This is a genomic window from Acinetobacter sp. BHS4 (assembly GCF_018454425.1).
GTDB lineage: Bacteria > Pseudomonadota > Gammaproteobacteria > Pseudomonadales > Moraxellaceae > Acinetobacter > Acinetobacter pittii.
The window spans coordinates 1980582-2001052 of record NZ_CP075323.1 but is presented as its reverse complement, the minus strand read 5'-3'; the positions used below and the strand labels follow the sequence as shown (position 1 = coordinate 2001052).

The 20471-nt window shown below is 38.2% G+C and carries 19 protein-coding genes; 11 read left to right on the top strand and 8 right to left on the bottom strand.

The features are described 5' to 3' along the window. Positions 1–18: 18 nt before the first annotated feature. The 6 genes from KIP84_RS09530 to KIP84_RS09505 all read right to left on the bottom strand — a co-directional run bounded on the left by KIP84_RS09530 (position 19) and on the right by KIP84_RS09505 (position 5965). Positions 19–432 (bottom strand): biopolymer transporter ExbD, encoded by a 414-nt coding sequence (locus KIP84_RS09530; RefSeq protein WP_213688353.1) that lies wholly within the window; start codon positions 430–432, stop codon positions 19–21. 19 nt (positions 433–451) lie between these two features. Continuing rightward, on the bottom strand, positions 452–874 hold the full coding sequence (locus KIP84_RS09525; RefSeq protein ID WP_002118000.1) for a biopolymer transporter ExbD: 423 nt from the start codon (positions 872–874) through the stop codon (positions 452–454). A gap of 15 nt (positions 875–889) precedes the next feature. Beyond that, positions 890–1771: a MotA/TolQ/ExbB proton channel family protein gene (locus KIP84_RS09520; protein ID WP_075382891.1), complete on the bottom strand. Its 882-nt coding sequence runs from the start codon at positions 1769–1771 to the stop codon at positions 890–892. A gap of 40 nt (positions 1772–1811) precedes the next feature. Then, positions 1812–2525, bottom strand: a complete 714-nt coding sequence (locus KIP84_RS09515) for an energy transducer TonB (RefSeq protein ID WP_213688352.1) — start codon at positions 2523–2525, stop codon at positions 1812–1814. Positions 2526–2634: 109 nt separating this feature from the next. Then, positions 2635–5322, bottom strand: coding sequence for a TonB-dependent receptor (locus tag KIP84_RS09510; protein ID WP_213688351.1), 2688 nt, complete (start codon positions 5320–5322; stop codon positions 2635–2637). Positions 5323–5842: 520 nt separating this feature from the next. Continuing rightward, positions 5843–5965: a hypothetical protein gene (locus tag KIP84_RS09505; RefSeq protein ID WP_014206611.1), complete on the bottom strand. Its 123-nt coding sequence runs from the start codon at positions 5963–5965 to the stop codon at positions 5843–5845. A gap of 131 nt (positions 5966–6096) precedes the next feature. Here KIP84_RS09505 and KIP84_RS09500 point away from each other — a divergent pair, with 131 nt between their 5' ends. The 7 genes from KIP84_RS09500 to KIP84_RS09470 all read left to right on the top strand — a co-directional run bounded on the left by KIP84_RS09500 (position 6097) and on the right by KIP84_RS09470 (position 16374). Next, the gene (locus KIP84_RS09500; protein WP_213688350.1) at positions 6097–7887 is read left to right on the top strand and encodes an ABC transporter substrate-binding protein; all 1791 of its coding nucleotides are present in this window, start codon (positions 6097–6099) and stop codon (positions 7885–7887) included. A 15-nt stretch (positions 7888–7902) separates the two neighbouring features. Then, positions 7903–9726 carry an ABC transporter substrate-binding protein gene (locus KIP84_RS09495; RefSeq protein WP_213688349.1) on the top strand — a complete coding sequence of 608 codons (1824 nt, stop codon included), beginning with the start codon at positions 7903–7905 and terminating at the stop codon, positions 9724–9726. Further along, a complete protein-coding gene (locus KIP84_RS09490; protein WP_081309837.1) occupies positions 9727–11760 on the top strand; it encodes a M3 family metallopeptidase in 2034 nt (677 codons plus the stop codon). A gap of 12 nt (positions 11761–11772) precedes the next feature. Further along, positions 11773–12711 (top strand): ABC transporter permease, encoded by a 939-nt coding sequence (locus KIP84_RS09485; RefSeq protein WP_000881922.1) that lies wholly within the window; start codon positions 11773–11775, stop codon positions 12709–12711. Positions 12712–12718: 7 nt separating this feature from the next. Continuing rightward, the gene (locus KIP84_RS09480) at positions 12719–13861 is read left to right on the top strand and encodes an ABC transporter permease (RefSeq protein WP_213688348.1); all 1143 of its coding nucleotides are present in this window, start codon (positions 12719–12721) and stop codon (positions 13859–13861) included. Between the two features lie 12 nt (positions 13862–13873). Then, positions 13874–15607, top strand: a complete 1734-nt coding sequence (locus tag KIP84_RS09475) for an ABC transporter ATP-binding protein (RefSeq protein ID WP_213688347.1) — start codon at positions 13874–13876, stop codon at positions 15605–15607. A 107-nt stretch (positions 15608–15714) separates the two neighbouring features. Continuing rightward, a complete protein-coding gene (locus tag KIP84_RS09470; protein ID WP_213689834.1) occupies positions 15715–16374 on the top strand; it encodes an SOS response-associated peptidase family protein in 660 nt (219 codons plus the stop codon). 58 nt (positions 16375–16432) lie between these two features. Here KIP84_RS09470 and KIP84_RS09465 read toward each other — a convergent pair whose 3' ends face one another. Further along, entirely contained in the window at positions 16433–16801 is a 369-nt protein-coding gene (locus tag KIP84_RS09465) for a hypothetical protein (protein ID WP_046811477.1), read from the bottom strand. 295 nt (positions 16802–17096) lie between these two features. On the opposite strand from KIP84_RS09465, the gene KIP84_RS09460 reads away from it, so the two are divergent. Then, positions 17097–17954, top strand: coding sequence for a 3'(2'),5'-bisphosphate nucleotidase CysQ (locus KIP84_RS09460; protein WP_213688346.1), 858 nt, complete (start codon positions 17097–17099; stop codon positions 17952–17954). A gap of 57 nt (positions 17955–18011) precedes the next feature. Beyond that, positions 18012–18746, top strand: a complete 735-nt coding sequence (locus KIP84_RS09455) for a histidine phosphatase family protein (RefSeq protein WP_213688345.1) — start codon at positions 18012–18014, stop codon at positions 18744–18746. 57 nt (positions 18747–18803) lie between these two features. Here KIP84_RS09455 and rpsT read toward each other — a convergent pair whose 3' ends face one another. Further along, positions 18804–19070, bottom strand: a complete 267-nt coding sequence (gene rpsT, locus KIP84_RS09450) for a 30S ribosomal protein S20 (protein WP_002117906.1) — start codon at positions 19068–19070, stop codon at positions 18804–18806. Between the two features lie 212 nt (positions 19071–19282). On the opposite strand from rpsT, the gene KIP84_RS09445 reads away from it, so the two are divergent. Together KIP84_RS09445 and rraA are read left to right on the top strand one after the other, a co-directional pair. Next, positions 19283–19948, top strand: a complete 666-nt coding sequence (locus KIP84_RS09445) for an NAD(P)H-binding protein (RefSeq protein ID WP_005802305.1) — start codon at positions 19283–19285, stop codon at positions 19946–19948. A 12-nt stretch (positions 19949–19960) separates the two neighbouring features. Further along, on the top strand, positions 19961–20467 hold the full coding sequence (rraA, locus tag KIP84_RS09440) for a ribonuclease E activity regulator RraA (RefSeq protein WP_213688344.1): 507 nt from the start codon (positions 19961–19963) through the stop codon (positions 20465–20467). Positions 20468–20471 lie beyond the last annotated feature (4 nt).

The following is a 20471-nucleotide window of genomic DNA, read 5'->3' as shown; positions in this document are numbered from 1 at the left end:
ATATATTGAAAAGCAATATTAGTTACTGCTCACAATTCCAATTTTATTGACACCTAAACGTTGTGCTGTAGCCATGACCATCGCTACATTCTTATATTCAGCCATCTGGTCTGGTTTGAGTTTGATTTGGTCTTGATCTTTTTTAGCAACAACACCTTGAAATAAAGTCTCTAGTGCCTTTCGGTCAGAAACCTCTTGGTTATTCCAAAATACTTTGCCTACTGCATCAATTCTTACATCAATCACTTCAGGTGGTTTTTCATTTGTTGGTGGCGGTGTGCCATTTGGCAAATTAATATTAATCGCGTTGTTTGGTGCAGGTATGGTAATAATAAACATAATAATGAGTACCAGCATGACATCAATGAGAGGTGTCATGTTGACTTCTAACATCACATCGTCATCATTATTTGAACCGACATTCATACCCATAAAATTCTCCTTAAGTTAATTACGGGGAGGCTGGAGGGGTAGTAACAAAAGCAATTTTGCCAATACCAGCTTCTTTGGTCGTACTAATGACCTGATCTATCGCTTCAAAATGAGTAAGCTGATCACCCCGAATATGAACTTCTGGCTGAGGTCTTTTTTGTGCAACTGCTTGAAGTTTTGCCAGCAATATCTCTTTACTAGGCACATAACTTTCGTTCCAGAAAATATCGCCTTTCTTATTTACTGAGAGTTGAATATTTTCAGGAGTGGTTGCATATGGAGTATTTTTTTCTTCTGGTAGTTTCACTGGAACCGTATGTGTGACTACCGGAATAGTAATAAGAAAAATAATAAGTAAAACCAACATGACATCAACCAAAGGTGTCGTGTTAATTGTGCCAATCATTTCATCATCATCTTCAGAACCAACACTCATACCCATAATATTTGCTCCTGATTATTTAATACTGCGATTAACTGAATTATTGGTATTAATTTCTCCACTTAATAAAACCGCGTGTAAATCTGAACCAAATGAACGGACATTTTCCATAACGGCCTTATTGCGGCGAGTAAGCCAGTTATAACCAAGTACAGCAGGTACTGCGACTGCAAGACCAATCGCTGTCATAATGAGAGCTTCACCAACGGGGCCTGCAACTTTATCAATAGATGCTTGACCTGAGATACCAATGGCTGTTAATGCGTGATAAATTCCCCATACAGTACCAAAAAGACCAACAAATGGTGCAGTAGAACCTACTGTTGCTAAAAAGGCTAAACCACCGCCTAAATGATTTTGTATTTTCTCAATTGCGCGTTGAATTGAAATGCTCACCCATGTATTAAAATCGATTCGTTCAAGTAAAGAACCGCCATGTGATTTAGTTGAATTAATGCCTTTTTCTGCAATAAAGCGATAAGCGCTACTTTGTTCTAAACCTTCTGCAGCATTATCAAGGGAAGTCGCTTCCCAAAAGTGTTTTTCAGCTTCTTTGCCTTGGCGTTTGACTTTACCTTGCTGCAATAGTTTAGAGATGATGATGTACCAAGTTCCAATCGACATGAGTACTAATATAAATAAAGTAGACTTAGCAACTAAATCACCTTCGCGCCAAAGGGCTTCTAGGCCATAAGGGTTTTTAACAGTTTCACTCGTTGCGGGTTTCGGTGGTGGAGTTGGAGTATTTGTACTTGATGTAGCTTCAGTAGTTGCTGTGGCCACAGGAGTATTGCTTGTTTCTTCTGCGAAAACTGAGCTTAATGGAAGTAACGAGCAAGCTGCGATTAGACTTGCAGAAGCGAAACGAACTAACGGTTGAGTTGATTTTTTCATCATATATCTCCAATATTTTTTAATTTCTTGCTAATTCAATTGTTTATTCAATTACAAATGGATATTCAATTTCATACCAATCTTGCTGAGGTACACCATCTTTCATTGCTGGTTTGAACGTACATAAGCTGTAAGCTTTAGTTGCCGCCTTATCTAAAATTTTACTGCCACTCGATTTTTTTACTTTGGCATCAATAACTTTGCCGGATGTATCAACCAGAACACGTATACGTACTGTCCCTTGTTCTTCATTCATAAGTGCTTCTCGTGGATATTCTGGTTTTTCACAACCAGCAGAACCCTCTGAAACACCACGACTTACACCAGCTGGTTTGGGGGCTGGCGCAGCAGCCACTGGAGCAGGTGCGGCAACAGGGCTTGGTGATGGGGTACTAGGTGCCGCAGGAGCTGGGGTAGCCGCTTTAGTCGGTTGAGCCACTGGTGTCGTTTTTTGTACCGGTGTTGCTACTTTCTCTACTTGTTTAGGCGGCTCAGGAACCTTGGCAACTTTTTCTACCATTTTTGGTGGCTCAGGCGGTTTTTCCTCTGGTTTCGGCTCTTCCGGCTTTGGTGGAGGAGGCGGCTTAATATCCTGAATAATTTGTAATTCCACAGGTTTTTCTGCTGGTTTTTGAATATTGTTTGCTAAACCTGACATCAGAATATAGGCAACAAGAAGATGCAGAAAAATAACTGCAGCAATACCAATTAGGCGTTTGGCAGATTTATTTTCTATGTCTGTAAAAGTCATGCCCATAGTTACTCCTGAAACTGTAGACAAACAATTTTTAAAATGACTGTTTGGCTAAGAATGAGTATTTGTTCTGCAAACTAACCGTTGAGAGTTATATTTGCAGAACAACCATTTAGAACTTATATGTACCTCGTACAAAGTAAGTACGTCCTAAAGGATCTGCGTAACGTGGGTCATATCCCATTTGGAAGTTGTCGCCAACATTTGAAGCTGGTGGGTCTTCATCAAAGATATTCTTAATGCCCGCTGTAACTTCTAGATTTTTAAAGCCTTTGTATGTGCCTGAAATATTATAGGTTGTATAGTCGCTCACTTTGTGATTTCGATAGCCTGCCTTAACAGAAGAACTTGAATTTTGATCCTCATAACCGCGTGAAAAATTTTGTTGTAGGTTTAAAGCCCAATTCTCATAATTCCAATTTAGGTTTGCAGTATGTTTCCAGCGAAGAATAATAGCTTGGTAGTCTAGACCGCTATAAGTGCCTGCAACACTTTTCCATTCACCATTTTGCTCGGCTTGATATTTGTAATCCGTAATATATGTTCCATCAATATTGAAACCAAAACGACCTGTAGCAGTCATTGGAGAAACCCAACTTAAGCCCACATCGAAACCAGATGTTTTAATTCCACCTAAATTTTGTTGTGTTGTAATAATATAATCTAATGAGCCATCAGGATTACGTACAAATTTGTCTGCATATTTCACAGGGTCATCAAAAATAGCAGTTTCTGAAAGCGTAGCAATTTGCTTATCTACTTCAATATTGAAATAGTCGAGAGTCAAGGCTAAATTTTTAATTGGTTCAAATACTAAGCCAGCAGTAAAAGACTTTGACTCTTCCGGATCAAGACTTTTATTTCCCCCATTTTGTCTATCAAATTGCATATTACAATCACGCTCTCTTACACCACCTGGTTTTAAGACATTCCCTGGGCAGAGTACGGGATCATAATAGTATCCACCCGTATTGGTTACGGAGTTTGGTCCATTCACTTCCCAAAGTGTTGGAGCTCTGAAGCCCGTACTATAAGTCGTACGGAACATTAACTGTTTAATAGGTTCCCAACGAAGTGCAAATTTTGGATTAAACGTATCGCCAAAATCGTTGTAGTCATCATAACGAGCAGCGATTTGAGCTTCTAAAGTTTTATGAAGGGGGATATGAAATTCGGTAAATACCGATTTAATATTACGATCGCCAGTATTTACTGGCTCATCAGGATCGACACCTGTACTAGGTGCAACTCGGGCAACATCAGTAACGACTTTTGAAGTCCAATCTTCATAACGATAGCTTGCTCCAACTGCAAAAGCCACATCTCCTGCTGGTAATTTAAATATAGGTCTACTTGCAGTGAAATCGACTGTAGTTGTATCAAGATTGGCTTTTAAATATTTACCTTCAACACCTAACTGGTTCCATACATTGGCATCTTCAGGACTTTGCGGTCCGAATGGGTTTAAAATACCATTGTTTAAAGCTTCTTGTGTTTTGTCAAAGTTTAAATAGCCACTTACTACTGCATCCGATGCACTACTATGAGCATAGGTAACGCCGGAGTTAATGTCCCAACCATGAGTTTCACCCTCAATACCAGCAAATATTCTATGTGATTGATTAATACTATTACTTACACGATTACCTGATTGTGAACGCAAATATAGAGGGATAGTTCCAGTAGCGCCTGCTAAAGCTGGAGTAATACCTTTACCTGGATAATATTTACTACTAGGGTCAAGCGTCAAATCAAAAAATACATCTGGTGCGACTGACGTTGTAACTTCATTTCTTGCATATAAATATTCTGCAATCGCGTTAAAATTATCATTTAATTTAAAAGTAGCTCGGCCCATAGCTGAGATGTCTTCTGTCTTTGGAACAATACCAATTACTGCTTGGCTGTTATATTTACAAATTTGACCATCAGTCTCTACTAGAGGGTTATTACCACAACCTGTAGATGCATAGGGATTACCTAATCCAGGTATATTGGCAGGGAATGAACCACTACTAGTTTTATGGATTCCTAATTCAGGTAATATGCCTCCACGTCGACTAACTTTACGATCTTTGGCCATGACATCGTCGCCTTTGCGATAGTCCACAACACCAAAAACATTGTAGCCATTTTCGTCTAAATCACCGAAGCCGCCAAAGATACTGTAGTCTTGTTGCTCACCGCCTTTTTGTTCTGGTTTTTGATAGCCAGCAGTCAGATTAAGTCCTGTAAACTGTTTTTTGGTAATGAAGTTAATTACCCCACCAATTGCATCAGTGCCATAAATGGAAGAGGCACCATCTCGTAAAACCTCAATACGGTCTAACATTGCGAGTGGAATAATATTTAAGTTGGTAACGCCACTGTCATAGGCGTTTGCAGCCAATCGACGGCCATTAAGTAAAACAAGTGTCTTATTGGCACCTAAGGCTCTAAGGTTCGCTGCTGAACCCACCGTCTTACTTGCGCCTACATTACTTGCAGTCACAAAGTTCGATTGGTTTGCACTGATCTTTGCTAATGCTTCCTCTGTTGTTGTTACCCCTTGTTTTAAGATTTCATCAACTTTTACGATGGTAATGGGGGAAGCACTTTGTGCTGCAACTCCTTTGATTGAAGAACCTGTAACGGCAACTTTTACGACTTTTGTTGGTTTTTCATCAGTACTTGATTGTTCAGTTTCTGCTGCCTGTGCCAGGGTAAGACACATCATACTTAAACTAAGGGTGCTTAATTTAAGAATTGTTTTGCTGATCTTGGGGGTTGCCTGAGATCGAACATTGTATTTTTTTTTCATCGTGGATTTGATCCCTTTTTGTTGTCGTTAGCGATATTGCTGGAAAGTTTTTAAGCAAAGCAAGTGCCAACTATATATTTTTCTTTTTTTAGTTTATGCAAAATATTGATATATATTGATTTTATTATGGTTCAGCACGAAGGTTCATCTTTTATTAAACAAAAATAAATTTTCCGTTTGGAAAATTTTTGAACGCTGGCCAAAAGTTTCAAATTTTTTTGTATAAAAAATATACATTGCTGGACTCTTCACATGCTTAATAAATAAAAATGTATCGTTTTAGAACCTTTTTATATGTAATGTTATACTATTTGTAATGCTGGGATTTGTTTAATTTTTTATTTTAAATCAATTGTTTATTTTATATTTATTTGTTAATTTGGCTTGTCTCAATATGAATCATAATGTGTCATTAATGTATTTTATTTGTGCATTTAAGGTATTGGATGATTAACATATGCAAATATAATATTTGGCAAAAAGTTACTTTTATTTATATAGTTCAAACCATTTTAAGTACCTAATAAAAATATGAATTTCTAATATTATTAATTATTTTGTGATGAATATTAATAAATGGCATGAAATTCGCTTTATTTTCAGTAGTTACAAAAGATTGGGTTTTTTGACTTTGTTTTTCCATTTGTTCAAATAAAAACGCTTATAGAAAAGTAAAGAATTAAACCCAAATAGGCTTATCTGTTGAAAAAGAACTTTTCTTATGCAGATTTAGATGTTACTCAAAAGGATAATATCTTTTAAAAAACTAATTACGTGGGTATGAACTTGAAATTAAAATTTTTTAAGCTCGCCATTTTAAGTCTGGCTATTACATCAGTTCCTTGTGCTTACGCAATTACACCAGCACAACCAAACAAAATTTTGCATGTTGCCTATGAAGCTCCAGATGATGGCTTCGATATGGTTAAAACTACCAATTTCTATAGTGCTAATATTGCTGAGGCAATTTTTGAGCCTTTACTCAAATATGACTATCTGGCACGTCCATTACAGTTAGCTCCCTATACAGTAGAGAGTCTGCCTAAAGTGGAACAAGACGGTAAAGTTTATACTTTTAAAATTAAGCCAGGTATCTATTTTACCAATGATCCAGCTTTTAAAGGTAAACGCCGTGAGCTAGTAGCCGAAGACTACGTCTATACAATTAAACGGATTCTAGATCCTAAAAATAGAGCACCGTCTGTTTCATTCATTGATGGTAAGTTACTAGGTGCCGATGCGGTTGTAGCCCAAGCAAAGAAAACTGGAAAATTTGATTATGCTGCTCCAATTGCAGGAGTCAAAGCGCTTGATCGATATACTCTACAATTTACCTTAACTCGCCAAGACTATAATTTTCCTTATATTCTTGCCTATATTACTTTTGGCGGAGTTGCTAAAGAGGTTGTTGATTATTACGGTGACCGTATTGGTATGCATCCCGTAGGTACAGGCCCTTACATGTTAAGTAAATATGTACCAAGAAGTAAGGTCGAGTTGATTGCTAATCCTGATTATCGTGGTTTTGTCTGGAACTTTAAGTCGACAGGAACACCTTGGGATAACCAGCTTGTTAAGGAAATGTCTGGAAAGAAAATGCCACAAATTGGAAAGGTGGTGGTCAGTATTATTGAAGAACAACAGTCAAGATGGTTAGCTTTTCAATCTGGGCAACTAGACTTTGACAAACTTACAGCAGATGCTGTTCCTCAAGCTTTAGATGGAAATCAACTTAAAGCCTCTTTCAAGAAAAGAGGAATTAAACATTATCCAAATAAAGACCCCGAGATTACCTATACCATGATGAACATGCGTGATCCGGTGATTGGTGGTTTTAGTCCAGAAAAGATCGCTCTTCGTAGAGCAATTACTTTGTCGTACAACCAAAAAGAAAGTATAAAACAGGCTTACAAAGGGCAAGCTGTTCGGGCTGAAATGTTTATACCTGAAGGTGTGAATGGCTATAATCCGAAATATAAAAGTAGCGTAGGATACAACCCGCTATTAGCAAATAAATTACTTGATTATTATGGTTATAAAAAAGGTGCTGACGGTTATAGAACCCAGCCAAACGGGAAACCTTTGATTTTAAAAATTAATACAGAAAATAGCTCGGCCTCAGTTATCCACTCCGAACTCTGGAAAAAGAATCTGGATGCGATTGGCATTCGAGCTGACTTTAAGGTGAGTAATTTTGCAGATAACTTAAAAGCCGCAACTCAATGTAAATATATGATTTGGAGTGGGGCATGGATTGCTGACTATCCTGAAGGAGATAATTTTGCACAATTATTATACGGACCAAATGCTGGACAGGGAAACCATGCTTGTTATCAGTCCAAAACGTATGATGCTCTTTATACTCAGGCCATTCATTTACCACCGCAACAACGTCTACCATATTATGAAAAGCTCAACCGCCAGATTGAAGCTGATAACCCATGGATTGTTCATGTAACTCGCATTCGTAACTGGTTAGTACGGCCACAAGTTCAGGGTTTTAAACCCCATCCTATGATGAATACAAACTGGCAATATCTTGATATTACTCCTATTAAAAAATAATTTTAGATAAAGATCATGATGACTGAAAATTTAAAACAAAAGCTCAAGCACTGTAGTATCAGCTTGCTATTCGCTAGTATGGCCTTAACGGGATCTACAAGTATTTTTGCGAAAAGCCCAGCCGATCCGAATAAAGTTTTACGTTATGTATTTCCAACAGCTGAGACAGGTTTCGACCCGGCTTATATCCATGATTTATATTCGGCGCATGTAACCACTTCGATATTTGAAACTCTATATACCTATGATTATTTAGCGAGGCCGGCAAAGCTTATTCCGCAAATAGCAACTGCTATGCCAGAAGTCAGTGCCGATGGTCTGAGCTATACCATTCGAATTAAAAAGGGAATTTATTTTACGCCAGACCCTGTTTTTAAAGGCAAACCTAGAGAATTAACAGCCAATGATTATGCGTACTCTTTTAAGCGTTTATTAGACCCGAATCTGCGCTCTCCAAATAGCTGGCTATTAGAAAACAAAATTGAAGGTATGGATGCGTTAGTCAAAGCAGCCAATAAGTCCGGAAAATTTAACTATGATCAAAAGGTAAGTGGTTTACAAACACCTGATAAATACACTTTGGTGATTCGTTTAGTTAAGCCAGACTATAACTTTCCGTTATTACTGGCCCATGACCCGACAAGTGCTGTGGCACGCGAAGTTATCGAAAAGTATAAAGACAAAGCCGGTTATGTTATGGGCCATCCTGTAGGTACAGGTCCTTATGTGCTGAGCAAGTGGGTACCAGCATCGCGCATTGTTTTAAAAGCGAATCCTGATTATCGGGGTTTTACTTGGAACTTTAATGCCAGCAGCCCTGAAGATCAGGCAATTGTGAAGCGACTTAAAGGTAAAAAAATGCCTCAAATCGGCACAATTGATATTCAGGTGATGGAAGAAAACCAATCGCGGTGGCTAGCATTTCAGCGTGGTGAGGTTGATATATTTCAGCTTGAAGGCCAACTGGTCGCAAAAGCGGTTAAAGACGGTAAATTAAGACCTGAACTTGCTAAAGAAGGTGTGCAGTTATCTCGCATTGTTGACCCCGAAATTAGCTATATTTATTGGAATCTTAAAAATCCAGTCATTGGCGGAATGAGTAAAGAAAAAATTGCTTTACGCCGTGCGATTGCGATGTCTCGTTCGATAGATCAAGAAATTAAACTAGTAAGAAATGATGATGCACAGCGTCTACATTTTTCAATTCCACCAGGTGTAGTGGGTAATGACCCTCAATACAGAACCAGTACCCCATATTCTGTGAAAGCAGCAAATTTACTATTAGATAGATATCACTATAAAAAAGATGCCTCAGGTTGGCGTACTCAACCAGATGGGAAACCTCTGGTCATTGAATATATGGCGCGTAGTGACAGTATTGGCCAGCAAAGCGCTGAACTCTGGAAGAAAAATTTTGATAGTTTGAATATCCGTATGGTCTTTAAACCCATGCTCTTTGCAGATCTTATTCGTGCGCAAAAACAATGTGAAGGGATGTTCGGGTCTTCTGCATGGATAGCCGATTATCCAGATGGGGATAATTTTATGCAAAATTTTTATGGACCCAATACACATATGACGAACTGGTCTTGTGGTTCTACACCAGAGTTTGATCAGTTGTATCGCCAAACGCAACAAATGCAAGCAGGTGCTGAGAGAGATGCGCTTTATCGAAAAATGACACGGTTGTTAGAAGTGTATATGCCTGTTCAAATCTCATATGCACGCTACCGGAATATGCTGGCTCAACCAAAAATCATTGGATATAAGAAGCATCCAATTTTACATGCAGAGTGGATGTATTTCGATATTGATACAAATACTAAATCTAATCATTAAATGAAAAAAATTGGAGATACGATGAAAAATAATGCACTGAAAATGACAACCTTATGTATGTTGACCATAGGTGTAAGTCAGTTTGCAACGGCAGAGACAACACGTCCTATTTTGCCATTACTTAAAGCACAACAACTTCCAGCATGGTGTGATGCGAATTTAAAAAAGATTCAGAAAGAGATTTCAAATTTTGAAAAAACGCCTGTTAAAGATAATGCAGCAGCGGCGCCTATATTGGCAAAATGGGATAAAGTTTTTGCGCATTTTGAAGATTTCTCAGGTCCTATAAGTCTATATAGTAACGTAGACCCAGATGCAAAGTTACGTAAGGCAGCAGAAGACTGTGAAATCAAAATTAATCAGTTTCATACTGATATATTTCAAAATTCAAAATTATATAACGTCATTAAGAATACAAAAGCTACTGATCCGATAGGCCAAAAATATCGTCAAGATATCTTAGATCAGTTTGAAGACACAGGCGTTCAACTTGAGCCAGTAAAACGTGCACGAATGAAAGCTATTCTGGATGAGTTGACCAAACTCGAACAAGAATATGCCCGTAACGTCCGTGATAATCCGGAAAAACTTGAGTTTACTCCTGAAGAGATGAAAGGCTTACCTCAAAGTTATATTTCAGCATTAAAGAAAAATGCTAAAGGTAATTATTTATTAGGTTTTGAATATCCAGAGTATCGTCCTTTTATGGAGTTGGCAGATAATGATGATGCCCGAAAAAGATATCAAATTGCCTTTACTAGACGTGGTACTGAACAAAATTTAAAACTACTTAAACAGGCAATTGATTTGCGTTATGAGCTTGCTCAGTTATTTGGAAAAGCAAGTTATGCAGATTGGGTTTTAAAAGACCGTATGGCTAAAACGCCTGAGGCTGTAAATCAATTTTTAGCAGAAGTACAAAAAACAGTAGCACCACTAGAACGCAAAGAAGTAGAAGAACTCCGAGCATTTAAAGCACAAACATTAAAAACACCATTAGAAAAAACCGAGATAACACGTTGGAGTGAAGCTTACTGGAGTGAAAAACTTCGTAAGAGTAAATATCAAATCGATCAGGAAAAACTTCGTGATTATTTTCCAACTTTAGCTGCTCAAAAATGGTTATTTGCCATTTCATCTGACCTTTATGGTATTGATTTTAAACCTGTCAAAGTTAAAGCATGGCAGGACGAAGTTGAATATTACGATGTAGTTGATAAGAAGACAGGAAAACTCCTTGGTGGCTTATATATGGATAAATTCCCTCGTGAAGGGAAGTATGGCCATGCCGCTGTTTGGGGAGTATATGGTGGTAGTACATTAACAAACCGCTTACCAGTTTCAGCCCTAGTTACGAACTTTAATCGTAAAGGGCTAAATAGCGATGAGCTTGAAACGTTTGTCCATGAGTTTGGTCATGCTCTACACGGCATTTTGTCAAATACCCGCTATACCAGTCAGTCTGGAACATCCGTAGAGCGTGATTTTGTAGAAGCACCATCTCAAATGTATGAAGAGTGGGCACGCCGTAAAGAGACTTTATCTAAAGTGGCTGATTATTGTGATCCAGCCTGTCCACGTGTTGACGATGAATTAATTGCCCGTTTAAAAGCTGTACATAACTATGGTCGTGGCTTGCGTTATGCCCGTCAGACCCTTTATGCACAGTATGATATGTCATTGCATACTGCTGATGCCTTAAAAGTAAAACCTTTAGAAAATTGGCAAAAAATGGAAGCTGCTACAGCTTTGGGTTATGTACCAACAACAGAGTTTCCTGGGCAGTTTGGGCATTTGATGGGCGGTTATCAAGCAGGTTATTACGGCTATATGTGGTCTGAGGTTTTAGCTTTAGACATGCTTTCTGCATATGGTGACAACCTTAATAACCCGCAAGTAGGGCAACGTTACCGTCAAACGATCTTATCGCAAGGTAGCCAAAAACCAGCAGCTGAATTAGTTAAAGATTTCCTTGGCCGTGATCCTGACAATAAAGCATTCTTTAACGAAATTACCGGACAACGGGTTAAATAAGGAATTATCACTATGCTGGCATATGTTATTCGGCGTTTATGGCAGATGATTCCAACGATGTTGGGGGTAGTCTTACTTATTTTTATTCTTTTTAACTGGGTAGGTGGAGATCCTGCTTATATTTTAGCGGGCAAGATGTCTAATCCTGAGCAGATCGAAAACATTCGTAAGCAGTTAGGTGTCGATCAGCCTTATTACGTTCAGCTTTGGATTTTCATTAAGCAGATTCTCACTTTTGACTATGGTGCAAGTTGGAGTACTGGCGAACCTGTTTCTCAAATTATTTTAACTCGATTAGGGCCCTCGCTCACGCTTTTAATTCCACTGACTATTTTACAGACGGTTATTTCAATTATTTTGGCATTGGCTGTTGCCGCGGTACGTGGTTCTTTAACCGACCGTATGGTCATGATGCTATGTACTATTGGCATGTCGATCAGCATCTTAGTTTACATCATCGTTTTTCAATATGTTCTGGCTTATCAGCTAAGTTGGTTTCCTGTGCAAGGCTGGAGCGACACCTTTACTGATAATTTATTTAAGTTTGCCTTACTACCAATTCTAATCATGTTGGTGGTGAGTATTGCACCGACTTTACGTTTATATCGTAGCTTTGTGCTTGATGAAATTAATCAGGACTATGTTCGAACAGCACGTGCTAAAGGTGTGGGGGAAAGTCGAATCTTAGGTGTGCATGTACTGCGTAATGCTTCAATTCCCATTATTACCGATGTGATGTCAACTTTACCTGCATTGCTCATAGGCGCATTTTTAATTGAACGTTTTTTTGGTATTCCTGGGATTGGTCGAGAGGTGATTATTGCAGTTGAGCGGAGTGATTTTCCTGTTATTAAAGCAATTACAGTTTACATCGCAGCTGCAACCATGATTTTTAACCTGATTGCCGATTTGGTCTACAAAGTGGTTGATCCACGTGTACAGTTGAAGTAGGTGGGCTATGCTGAGCGTTTTATCAAAAAGAAAACAACAAACAAAAGCCGAAGCTCATTCATCTGGCCTGTGGAAACTTGCCATACGTCGTCTTCGGGCCGACAAGATCGCAATGTCATCGCTAGTGATTGTATTGCTTTATTTTATTATCTTGGTTCTATCAATGACGGGCGTGATTGCATCTGACTGGAATAAAGAAGTTGCTGTGAGTTATGCGCCACCGACATTTATAGGGGCAGACAAGACAACAGAAGCTGGACAAAATTCAGCAGCAATTGAGGAGGAATTACCAGAAAATCCAGTTGATCCTTTAAAAGATGTAATTAACAAGCTTAAGGCTGAAATTAAACAAGAAAAGAGCTCTGGAAGCGCAATTGATTATTATGGTGTAGTTGACCCATTAGCCGATGATATGAAAGCGATCGATCAGCAACTGGGCGGACATCTACTAGATCAGCAAGCAGAACTGAAAAGTACCCTTGTGTTTGGAGCTGATAAATGGGGACAGGACGTTTTAAAGAAAACTATTAAAGGTGCTGAAACTTCAATTATTGTTGGGGTGATATCGGCTTTACTCGCAGTAGGGATTGGTACACTTTTAGGCGCAATTTCTGGATATTTCGGTGGTTGGGTTGATGATATTCTCAACTGGTTTTATAACATTTTTACCTCAATTCCATATTTATTATTAGTTCTCGCGATTGCTGCCGTACTTCAACAAAAAGGCATATTGTCCATTGTTCTGATTTTAGGTTTAACGGGCTGGACCGGTGTTTATCGTTTAATTCGTGCCGAATATATGAAACATACTGCACGTGAGTACGTTCTTGCTGCCAAAGCAATTGGTGTTGGTCACTTCCGCCGTATGTTCATTCATATTTTCCCAAATGTCAGCCATATCGCTTTAGTCCAAATGTCAATTTTGGTGGTTTCTTTTATTAAATCTGAAGTTATTTTGAGTTTCTTGGGCTTCGGTGTGCCTGTAGGCGTAGTGTCTTGGGGGAGCATGTTAAATGAAGCGCAAAGTGAACTTCTTTTAGGTAAATGGTGGCAGTTAGTCGCTGCCTCTGTCGCAATGGCTGTTCTGGTTACGGCATTCTCAATGTTTACTGATGCACTTCGTGATGCGTTAGATCCAAAGCTAAAATAAGAGGAAGGTCAAATGTTAGAACAAGAAAATAAGAATGCGCCGCTACTGCATGTTAAAAATTTACGAGTAAGTTTTAAAGGTGAAGATAAGCAATATATTGAAACCGTAAAAGGAATTACTTTTGATATTCCTGCAAATACTACGGTTGCTTTAGTGGGTGAGTCGGGTAGTGGTAAATCGGTTACTTCTTTGGCAACTATGGGATTGCTGCCTGTAGGTCAGAGTAAAATTGATGAGCAAAGTAAAATTATATTTGAAGGCAAAGATTTACTGAGCTTATCTCGTAAAGATATGCGCAAAATCTGTGGTAAAGATATTGCGATGATTTTTCAGGAGCCGATGTCATCATTAAATCCAGTTTTTACGGTTGGCAATCAAATTGCAGAAGTGTTGTGTTTACATATGGGGTTGAATCGTAAACAGGCTCGACAACGCGTTTTAGAATTGCTTAAAGAAGTAGGTATTCCTTCACCTGAAACTAAAATTAATGCCTATCCAAATCAACTTTCGGGTGGTCAACAACAACGTGTCATGATTGCTATGGCGATTGCATGTGAGCCTAAACTGCTCATTGCCGATGAACCGACTACGGCCCTTGATGTCACGATTCAAAAGCAAATTATTGATTTACTCGAGTCATTGCGTAAGCGCCGTCAAATGTCGATGCTTTTTATTACCCACGATTTAGCATTGGTCGGTGAAATTGCAGATAAAGTCATTGTAATGCGTCATGGCGAGATTAGAGAGCAAGGTGCTGCTGAACAGGTTCTTGAACAGCCTAAAGATGTATATACGAGAGCTTTGTTATATTGCCGCCCGCAAATGTCACAACGACCTTATCGTTTACCAGTGACCAGCGATTTTATGCGTCAAGAAGACGATGTATTGGTCGAGCAAAGTTTTGATGCTTCAGAAATTCCCGAACGCAAACGTGGCTTAAATGGTGATGAACAAATCATTTTAGAAGTAAAAGACCTGAAAAAAAGCTTTTATAGCCGTAAAGGTCTATTTGGCAAAGAAGAGTTTCAGGCCGTAAAAGGTGTTTCTTTTAAGCTGGCTAAAGGAAAAACCTTAGGATTAGTTGGTGAGTCAGGTTCAGGTAAAACGACTGTTGGGCTATTACTCATGCGCTTACATCAGGCATCTGGTGGGCAGGCTTTCATCGAAGGTAAAGATATTCTTTCATTAACTGAAAAAGAGTTTGCTAAATATCAACGGAAAATCCAGATCATCTTTCAAAACCCATATGCCTCTCTTAATCCACGCTTTACCATTGGACAGATTTTATTAGAGCCTATGCAAATTCATAACATTGGTAAAGATGATGCAGAGCGTAAACAAATTGCCCTTGGACTGCTTGAGCGAGTGAATCTGCCTGAACAAGCTTACTACCGATATCCACATGAGTTTTCAGGTGGACAACGTCAACGTATTGCCATTGCACGCTGTTTAACGCTAAAGCCTGAAATTTTAATTTGTGATGAATCTGTTTCTGCGCTCGATGTTTCAGTTCAGGCACAAGTACTTAACTTATTACAAGACTTACAAGATGAGTTTGGGCTTAGTTATATATTTATTTCACATGACTTATCGGTTGTGAAATATATCTCTGATCAGGTCATGGTCATGAATCATGGCGAGGTTGTTGAAATAGCTAATTCAGATGAACTCTATGCACATCCTCAACATGATTATACTAAACGACTATTACAGGCGATTCCTCAAGGGATTCAACACGTTTCATGAGCGTAAAGTTATGTCGTTAAGGGCACTTTCGAGTGCCTTTTTATTTGGTTTATGTGGTAAATGCTTATAAAATAAGAGAGATAAATGTAGAGTATTTTATTCTTGCTATGTGCGCTAATTTTAAACCTTTAACGCTTGCCCAATTACAGCAACTTCAGTTGCCTGTAGTCGGCTTTAGCTATGCCGAAGAGGTTTATCCTGCAGGAACAATGCCACTATTATTCAAATCACCACAAGGTTTTGAATGGCGCAAAGTGATGTTTGGATTGGTTCCTAAATGGGCTGAAGATACAAATATAGCAAAACATACCTACAATGCCCGCCATGAGACTATTTTCCAAAAACCGAGTTTTCAAGAAGCCGCACTTAAATGTAAATTTGGTGTGATTCCAGTGACCGAATTTTATGAAAGTAAGTATATAAATGATAAGCCTGAGCGGTGGGGTGTACGCCGTAAAGATGGGCAGGCTTTTTTTATTGCAGCGATCTACGAAATTTGCAAAATGAATGAAACGATTATTCGTTCTGCAAGTATGTTGACGATGGATGCTATAGACCATCCGATGATGAAAGACTTTCATGAACCAGGCGATGTCAAAAGATCAGTGATTGTGATTCCACATGATCGACTAGAAGAGTGGTTAAGTTTAGAATCACCTGATATTTCCAGCTTTATCGAAGGCTTTCCGGTTGAAGAATTTGAATGCTCTCATGTGCCAAAAGAAAAAGTTATAAAACCGACACCACAGCTAAGCATGTTTGACTAATCTATCTAAAATAAGATGAGGTTATTGATATCAACTCTGAATCAATAACCTATATTATTTATTCAATATTTTTACTTAATGTTTGTACTTCAGAATCTTGAGCTAGATAACTTAATTCAATGGGTGAAATAACAAAAGTTGTATTATCTGAAGTCTGTTTAAATACAAAACCATATTCAAAAGACTGGCTACTTTTGTTTGGTAACCAGAATAGATAAGGACATCCTGTATAACTACCATCCCAACCCATTTCTCTTGCTAAAGCTAAAGCTGTATCTGATTTTGCAATGATTTCTTTAAGAGATTCTTTATCTCTTGTTGAAACATCACCATCATCATCTGCAAAAGTTTGTAGAAACTCATTTAAGGGCTTAAGGTCTTCCCAGTTATGTTCTATTGTCGAGAAATGATATCCATATAGCATCATGTGCACTTTCTTCCATCTTGTTATTGTGTCCTTGACCATACCAAGAAATATATGAAAAGGAAATGGATAAATCTGATTTAAGTTGTTTATTTTTCATAACTTATAGATTGTTTTTTGTACGGAATAAAGGCTTTTATAAATAATATAATTATTCATATTAACTAAATAGCATATGCAGAAAGCAATGGTTCTAATGATTAAGATAAATGACTATTTTAGTAAATCAAACTGTTGGCGAATATAGAATTGTTCATAATTCACCTATAATAGAAGTGAAACTATGTAGAGCATATTTATGTTTATAACAACTACGCGCCCACAAGATAATTTAATTAATCAACTTTTGCCTATTTTGGAACAGGCGAGCCAGATTCTACTAGAAGAATATCAAAACTATTCTGCGGGTTATGAGTTTACTATTCATGAAAAGCAAGATGATTCACCTGTAACCCAAGCAGATCTAAAGGTAAATAGATTTTTATTAAAGCATCTTGCAGACATTACTCCAGAGTTGCCTGTATTGTCTGAAGAAAGTGATTATAGTGCCCGTCATGAATGGTCTACTTGTTGGATGTTAGATCCACTCGATGGAACCAAAGAATTTATACATGAACGTGATGAATTTACGATCAATCTAAGCTTGATCAACGGCAAAGAAACAGTTTTCTCAGTTATTGCCGTGCCATGTGAACAAGTTGTGTACTTAGGATATCTGCAAGATTTACCTTTTAAATATAGCTTTAGCCAACAACAATGGTATCAATATCAGGTTAGTTCAACTCCGCTAGATGCACCTATACAAATAGGACTTAGTCACGGTAGTAAAAATCCAAAATACCAAAAATTTATTCAACCTATTGAAAAAGAACATCGCATTATTCGACGAGAAGCCGGGAGTGCCTATAAGTTTTGTATGATGTTAGAAGGTGAAATAGATATTTACCCACGCTTTCATCCTACTTCTGAATGGGATACCAGTTCTGGTCAAGGTCTCTTAGAAAGTATAGGCGGTGGTTTACTTACTCTTGATGGAAAACCTTTTGAATATAACCAAAGAAGCACGGTTTTAAATAAGGGCTTTATCGCTTTTCGTGATCAGGAAAGCAAAAAAATAGCATTTGAAGCATTAGCCCAATCAGGTGTTATAGATTGAGAGTTATGCCAGACATGTTATAGTGGCAAAGTATTGAAAAAAGATGACAAGATAAAGATGGCACTCGATTTATTGCCTAAAAGTATGTTTGAAGCAATTGATTTATTGCCCGATGCTTCAACTCCTGTAACCTTATTTACGCGCCATTCTTTAAGAGAACTTGTAGATGGGCAGGGCTTGGCTGGTTATGATCTCCAACTTACTCCTCAAGGACGTGAGCTTGCGCAGGCATGGGGTAATTACTTAATCAAAAATACAGATCGTGTTATTCAGCATTGTATTTCAAGTCCAATACAACGCTGTGTCGATACGGCGGCACTCATGATTGAAGGGGCTGATGACGTAAGTCCTCAATCAAATACTCATACGATTGAAATTATTGAGCAAGGGCTACTTGTTGAACCAGGTAGCTTTGTGTTGGATATACAACAAGCTGCTCCTTATTTTAAAAAGCAGGGCGCTTTAGGCTTTATTAATAGTTTTGTAAATAATGTATTACCGGGTATGAAACATCCTATTACGGGTGTTTTAGATGTACTAGAGCTTATTTACCGAACTCATCCAAAAACTAAAGGCGGTCTTAGTTTAGCCGTCAGTCATGACACGATTATTGCAGCAATTGTTGCTGTAATTTCTGGCGAAAATAAAATTAAGAAAGAAGACTGGCCGGAAATGATGGAAGGATTATTTGTCTGGTTTGAAGGTGAAGAGTTTCCAAATTGTAAATTAAAGTGGATTTGGAGAGGAAAAGCCTATGAGCTGAATGTAGCTAAATTTCATAAAGTGCTATAAGCTCAAAAACGATAGATAATAAAAAAAGCCCTATTGGGCTTTTTTTACATGTTCAAATTAGTTAGCTAACGCTTTAACTTGAGCATTTAAACGGCTCTTATGACGAGCAGCTTTATTTTTGTGGATGATGCCTTTATCAGCCATGCGGTCGATTACAGGAACAGCTTTTTTGTAAGCTTCTGTAGCAACAGCATAATCACCACCAGCGATTGCACTTAAAGTACGTTTGATGTAGGTACGAACCATAGAACGCAAGCTTGCGTTGTGTTTACGCGCTGTAACGTTTTGACGCGCACGTTTTTTAGCTTGAGCAGAGTTTGCCACTCTTGCACTCCTTGAAAATAAGTTGGTCTGGGCGGGCTGTGGTCAATTCAGTAAACTGGTGTAACCATCACCAGCCCGTAAACAAGTGCCATATTGTGATGAATCAACACCGTGAAGTCAAGCCTTGCGAGCATTTTAAGCGGTTTTAGGGGCTGCTAAAACGGTAAGAAAAGGTTAAATTTGATACAAACTTAAAGAGGGTTGGATAAAAAATGACTATAAGTACTAAAAAAGCAATTGTGATAGGTGCTACGGGACTTGTGGGTTTAGCGCTTGTCGAACAGCTTGAGCAAACTCCGGAATTTGAAGCGATTACTGTTGTGGTCAGAAAAGAATCACAACTACTTAATACATATAAAAAAGTTACTCAACTCGTTATAGAGGATTTTTTATTACTCAATGATGAAGATGTGAATGGCCATACCCATGCATTTAGCTGTTTGGGAACAACATTAAAAGTGGCAGGCTCAAAACAGGCTTTTTACGCTGTGGATTATGAAATCAATGCTCATTTAGCAGATTTAGTGCAAGATAAACACATTCATTTACTGCTAGTGAGTGCCCTTGGAGCAAATGCAAATTCTCCAATTTTCTATAATAAAGTGAAAGGACAATTAGAAGATTATATTGAGAGTCTAGAACTCGAAAAACTATCTATTTTTAGACCGTCTTTACTGATTGGTAAACGCAGCGATGTACGGTTTATTGAAGACTTAGGGCAGAGTCTATTTAAACTTATTGAGAATAAATTTCAGAAGCCATTCAAATATAAGCCAGTAACTGCGGAGCAATTGGCTCATACGATGGTCGTAGCGGCGCTAACGCAAATTGAAGCCTTTAAACGATATGATAATCTGAGCATACAACAAACTCGATAAGGGAGTATTAAAGTGTCGACAGTACCATTTGTAACATGTGATTTATTAGATGATAACCCTGAAAAAGACTTACAGGTTGTAATCCCATCAATGGATGGCAAGTTCTTTCAAAGTTATGGAGCACGTAAAACTTTTGGGGGACAGGTTGTAACAGTAAAGTGCTTTGAAGATAACTCACGTGTAAAAGAGTTATTGGCAACAGATGGTACAGGTAAAGTATTAGTTGTGGATGGTGGTGCATCTATGCGCTGTGCACTCATGGGTGATTTGATTGCTGAGTCAGCGGTTAAAAACAACTGGAATGGTGTAGTGATTTACGGTTGTGTAAGAGATGTTGATGCACTTGCGAACTTAGATTTGGGAGTACATGCATTGGCTGCAATTCCACAAAAAAGTAATCGTAAGGGCATTGGTGAGGTAGATATTAATTTGTATTTTGGTGGAGTCACAATTCAATCTGGTGATTTTATCTATGCTGATAATAATGGGATTGTGATAGCAAAAGAAAAATTAGTCTAATTCT

Coding starts and splice junctions, on each gene's coding strand:
- KIP84_RS09530 (WP_213688353.1), bottom strand. CDS start 432: ATGGGTATGAATGTCGGTTCAAATAATGATGACGATGTGATGTTAGAA.
- KIP84_RS09525 (WP_002118000.1), bottom strand. CDS start 874: ATGGGTATGAGTGTTGGTTCTGAAGATGATGATGAAATGATTGGCACA.
- KIP84_RS09520 (WP_075382891.1), bottom strand. CDS start 1,771: ATGATGAAAAAATCAACTCAACCGTTAGTTCGTTTCGCTTCTGCAAGT.
- KIP84_RS09515 (WP_213688352.1), bottom strand. CDS start 2,525: ATGGGCATGACTTTTACAGACATAGAAAATAAATCTGCCAAACGCCTA.
- KIP84_RS09510 (WP_213688351.1), bottom strand. CDS start 5,322: ATGAAAAAAAAATACAATGTTCGATCTCAGGCAACCCCCAAGATCAGC.
- KIP84_RS09505 (WP_014206611.1), bottom strand. CDS start 5,965: ATGGAAAAACAAAGTCAAAAAACCCAATCTTTTGTAACTACTGAAAAT.
- KIP84_RS09495 (WP_213688349.1), top strand. CDS start 7,903: ATGATGACTGAAAATTTAAAACAAAAGCTCAAGCACTGTAGTATCAGC.
- KIP84_RS09490 (WP_081309837.1), top strand. CDS start 9,727: ATGAAAAAAATTGGAGATACGATGAAAAATAATGCACTGAAAATGACA.
- KIP84_RS09485 (WP_000881922.1), top strand. CDS start 11,773: ATGCTGGCATATGTTATTCGGCGTTTATGGCAGATGATTCCAACGATG.
- KIP84_RS09480 (WP_213688348.1), top strand. CDS start 12,719: ATGCTGAGCGTTTTATCAAAAAGAAAACAACAAACAAAAGCCGAAGCT.
- KIP84_RS09475 (WP_213688347.1), top strand. CDS start 13,874: ATGTTAGAACAAGAAAATAAGAATGCGCCGCTACTGCATGTTAAAAAT.
- KIP84_RS09470 (WP_213689834.1), top strand. CDS start 15,715: ATGTGCGCTAATTTTAAACCTTTAACGCTTGCCCAATTACAGCAACTT.
- KIP84_RS09465 (WP_046811477.1), bottom strand. CDS start 16,801: ATGATGCTATATGGATATCATTTCTCGACAATAGAACATAACTGGGAA.
- KIP84_RS09460 (WP_213688346.1), top strand. CDS start 17,097: ATGTTTATAACAACTACGCGCCCACAAGATAATTTAATTAATCAACTT.
- KIP84_RS09455 (WP_213688345.1), top strand. CDS start 18,012: ATGGCACTCGATTTATTGCCTAAAAGTATGTTTGAAGCAATTGATTTA.
- KIP84_RS09445 (WP_005802305.1), top strand. CDS start 19,283: ATGACTATAAGTACTAAAAAAGCAATTGTGATAGGTGCTACGGGACTT.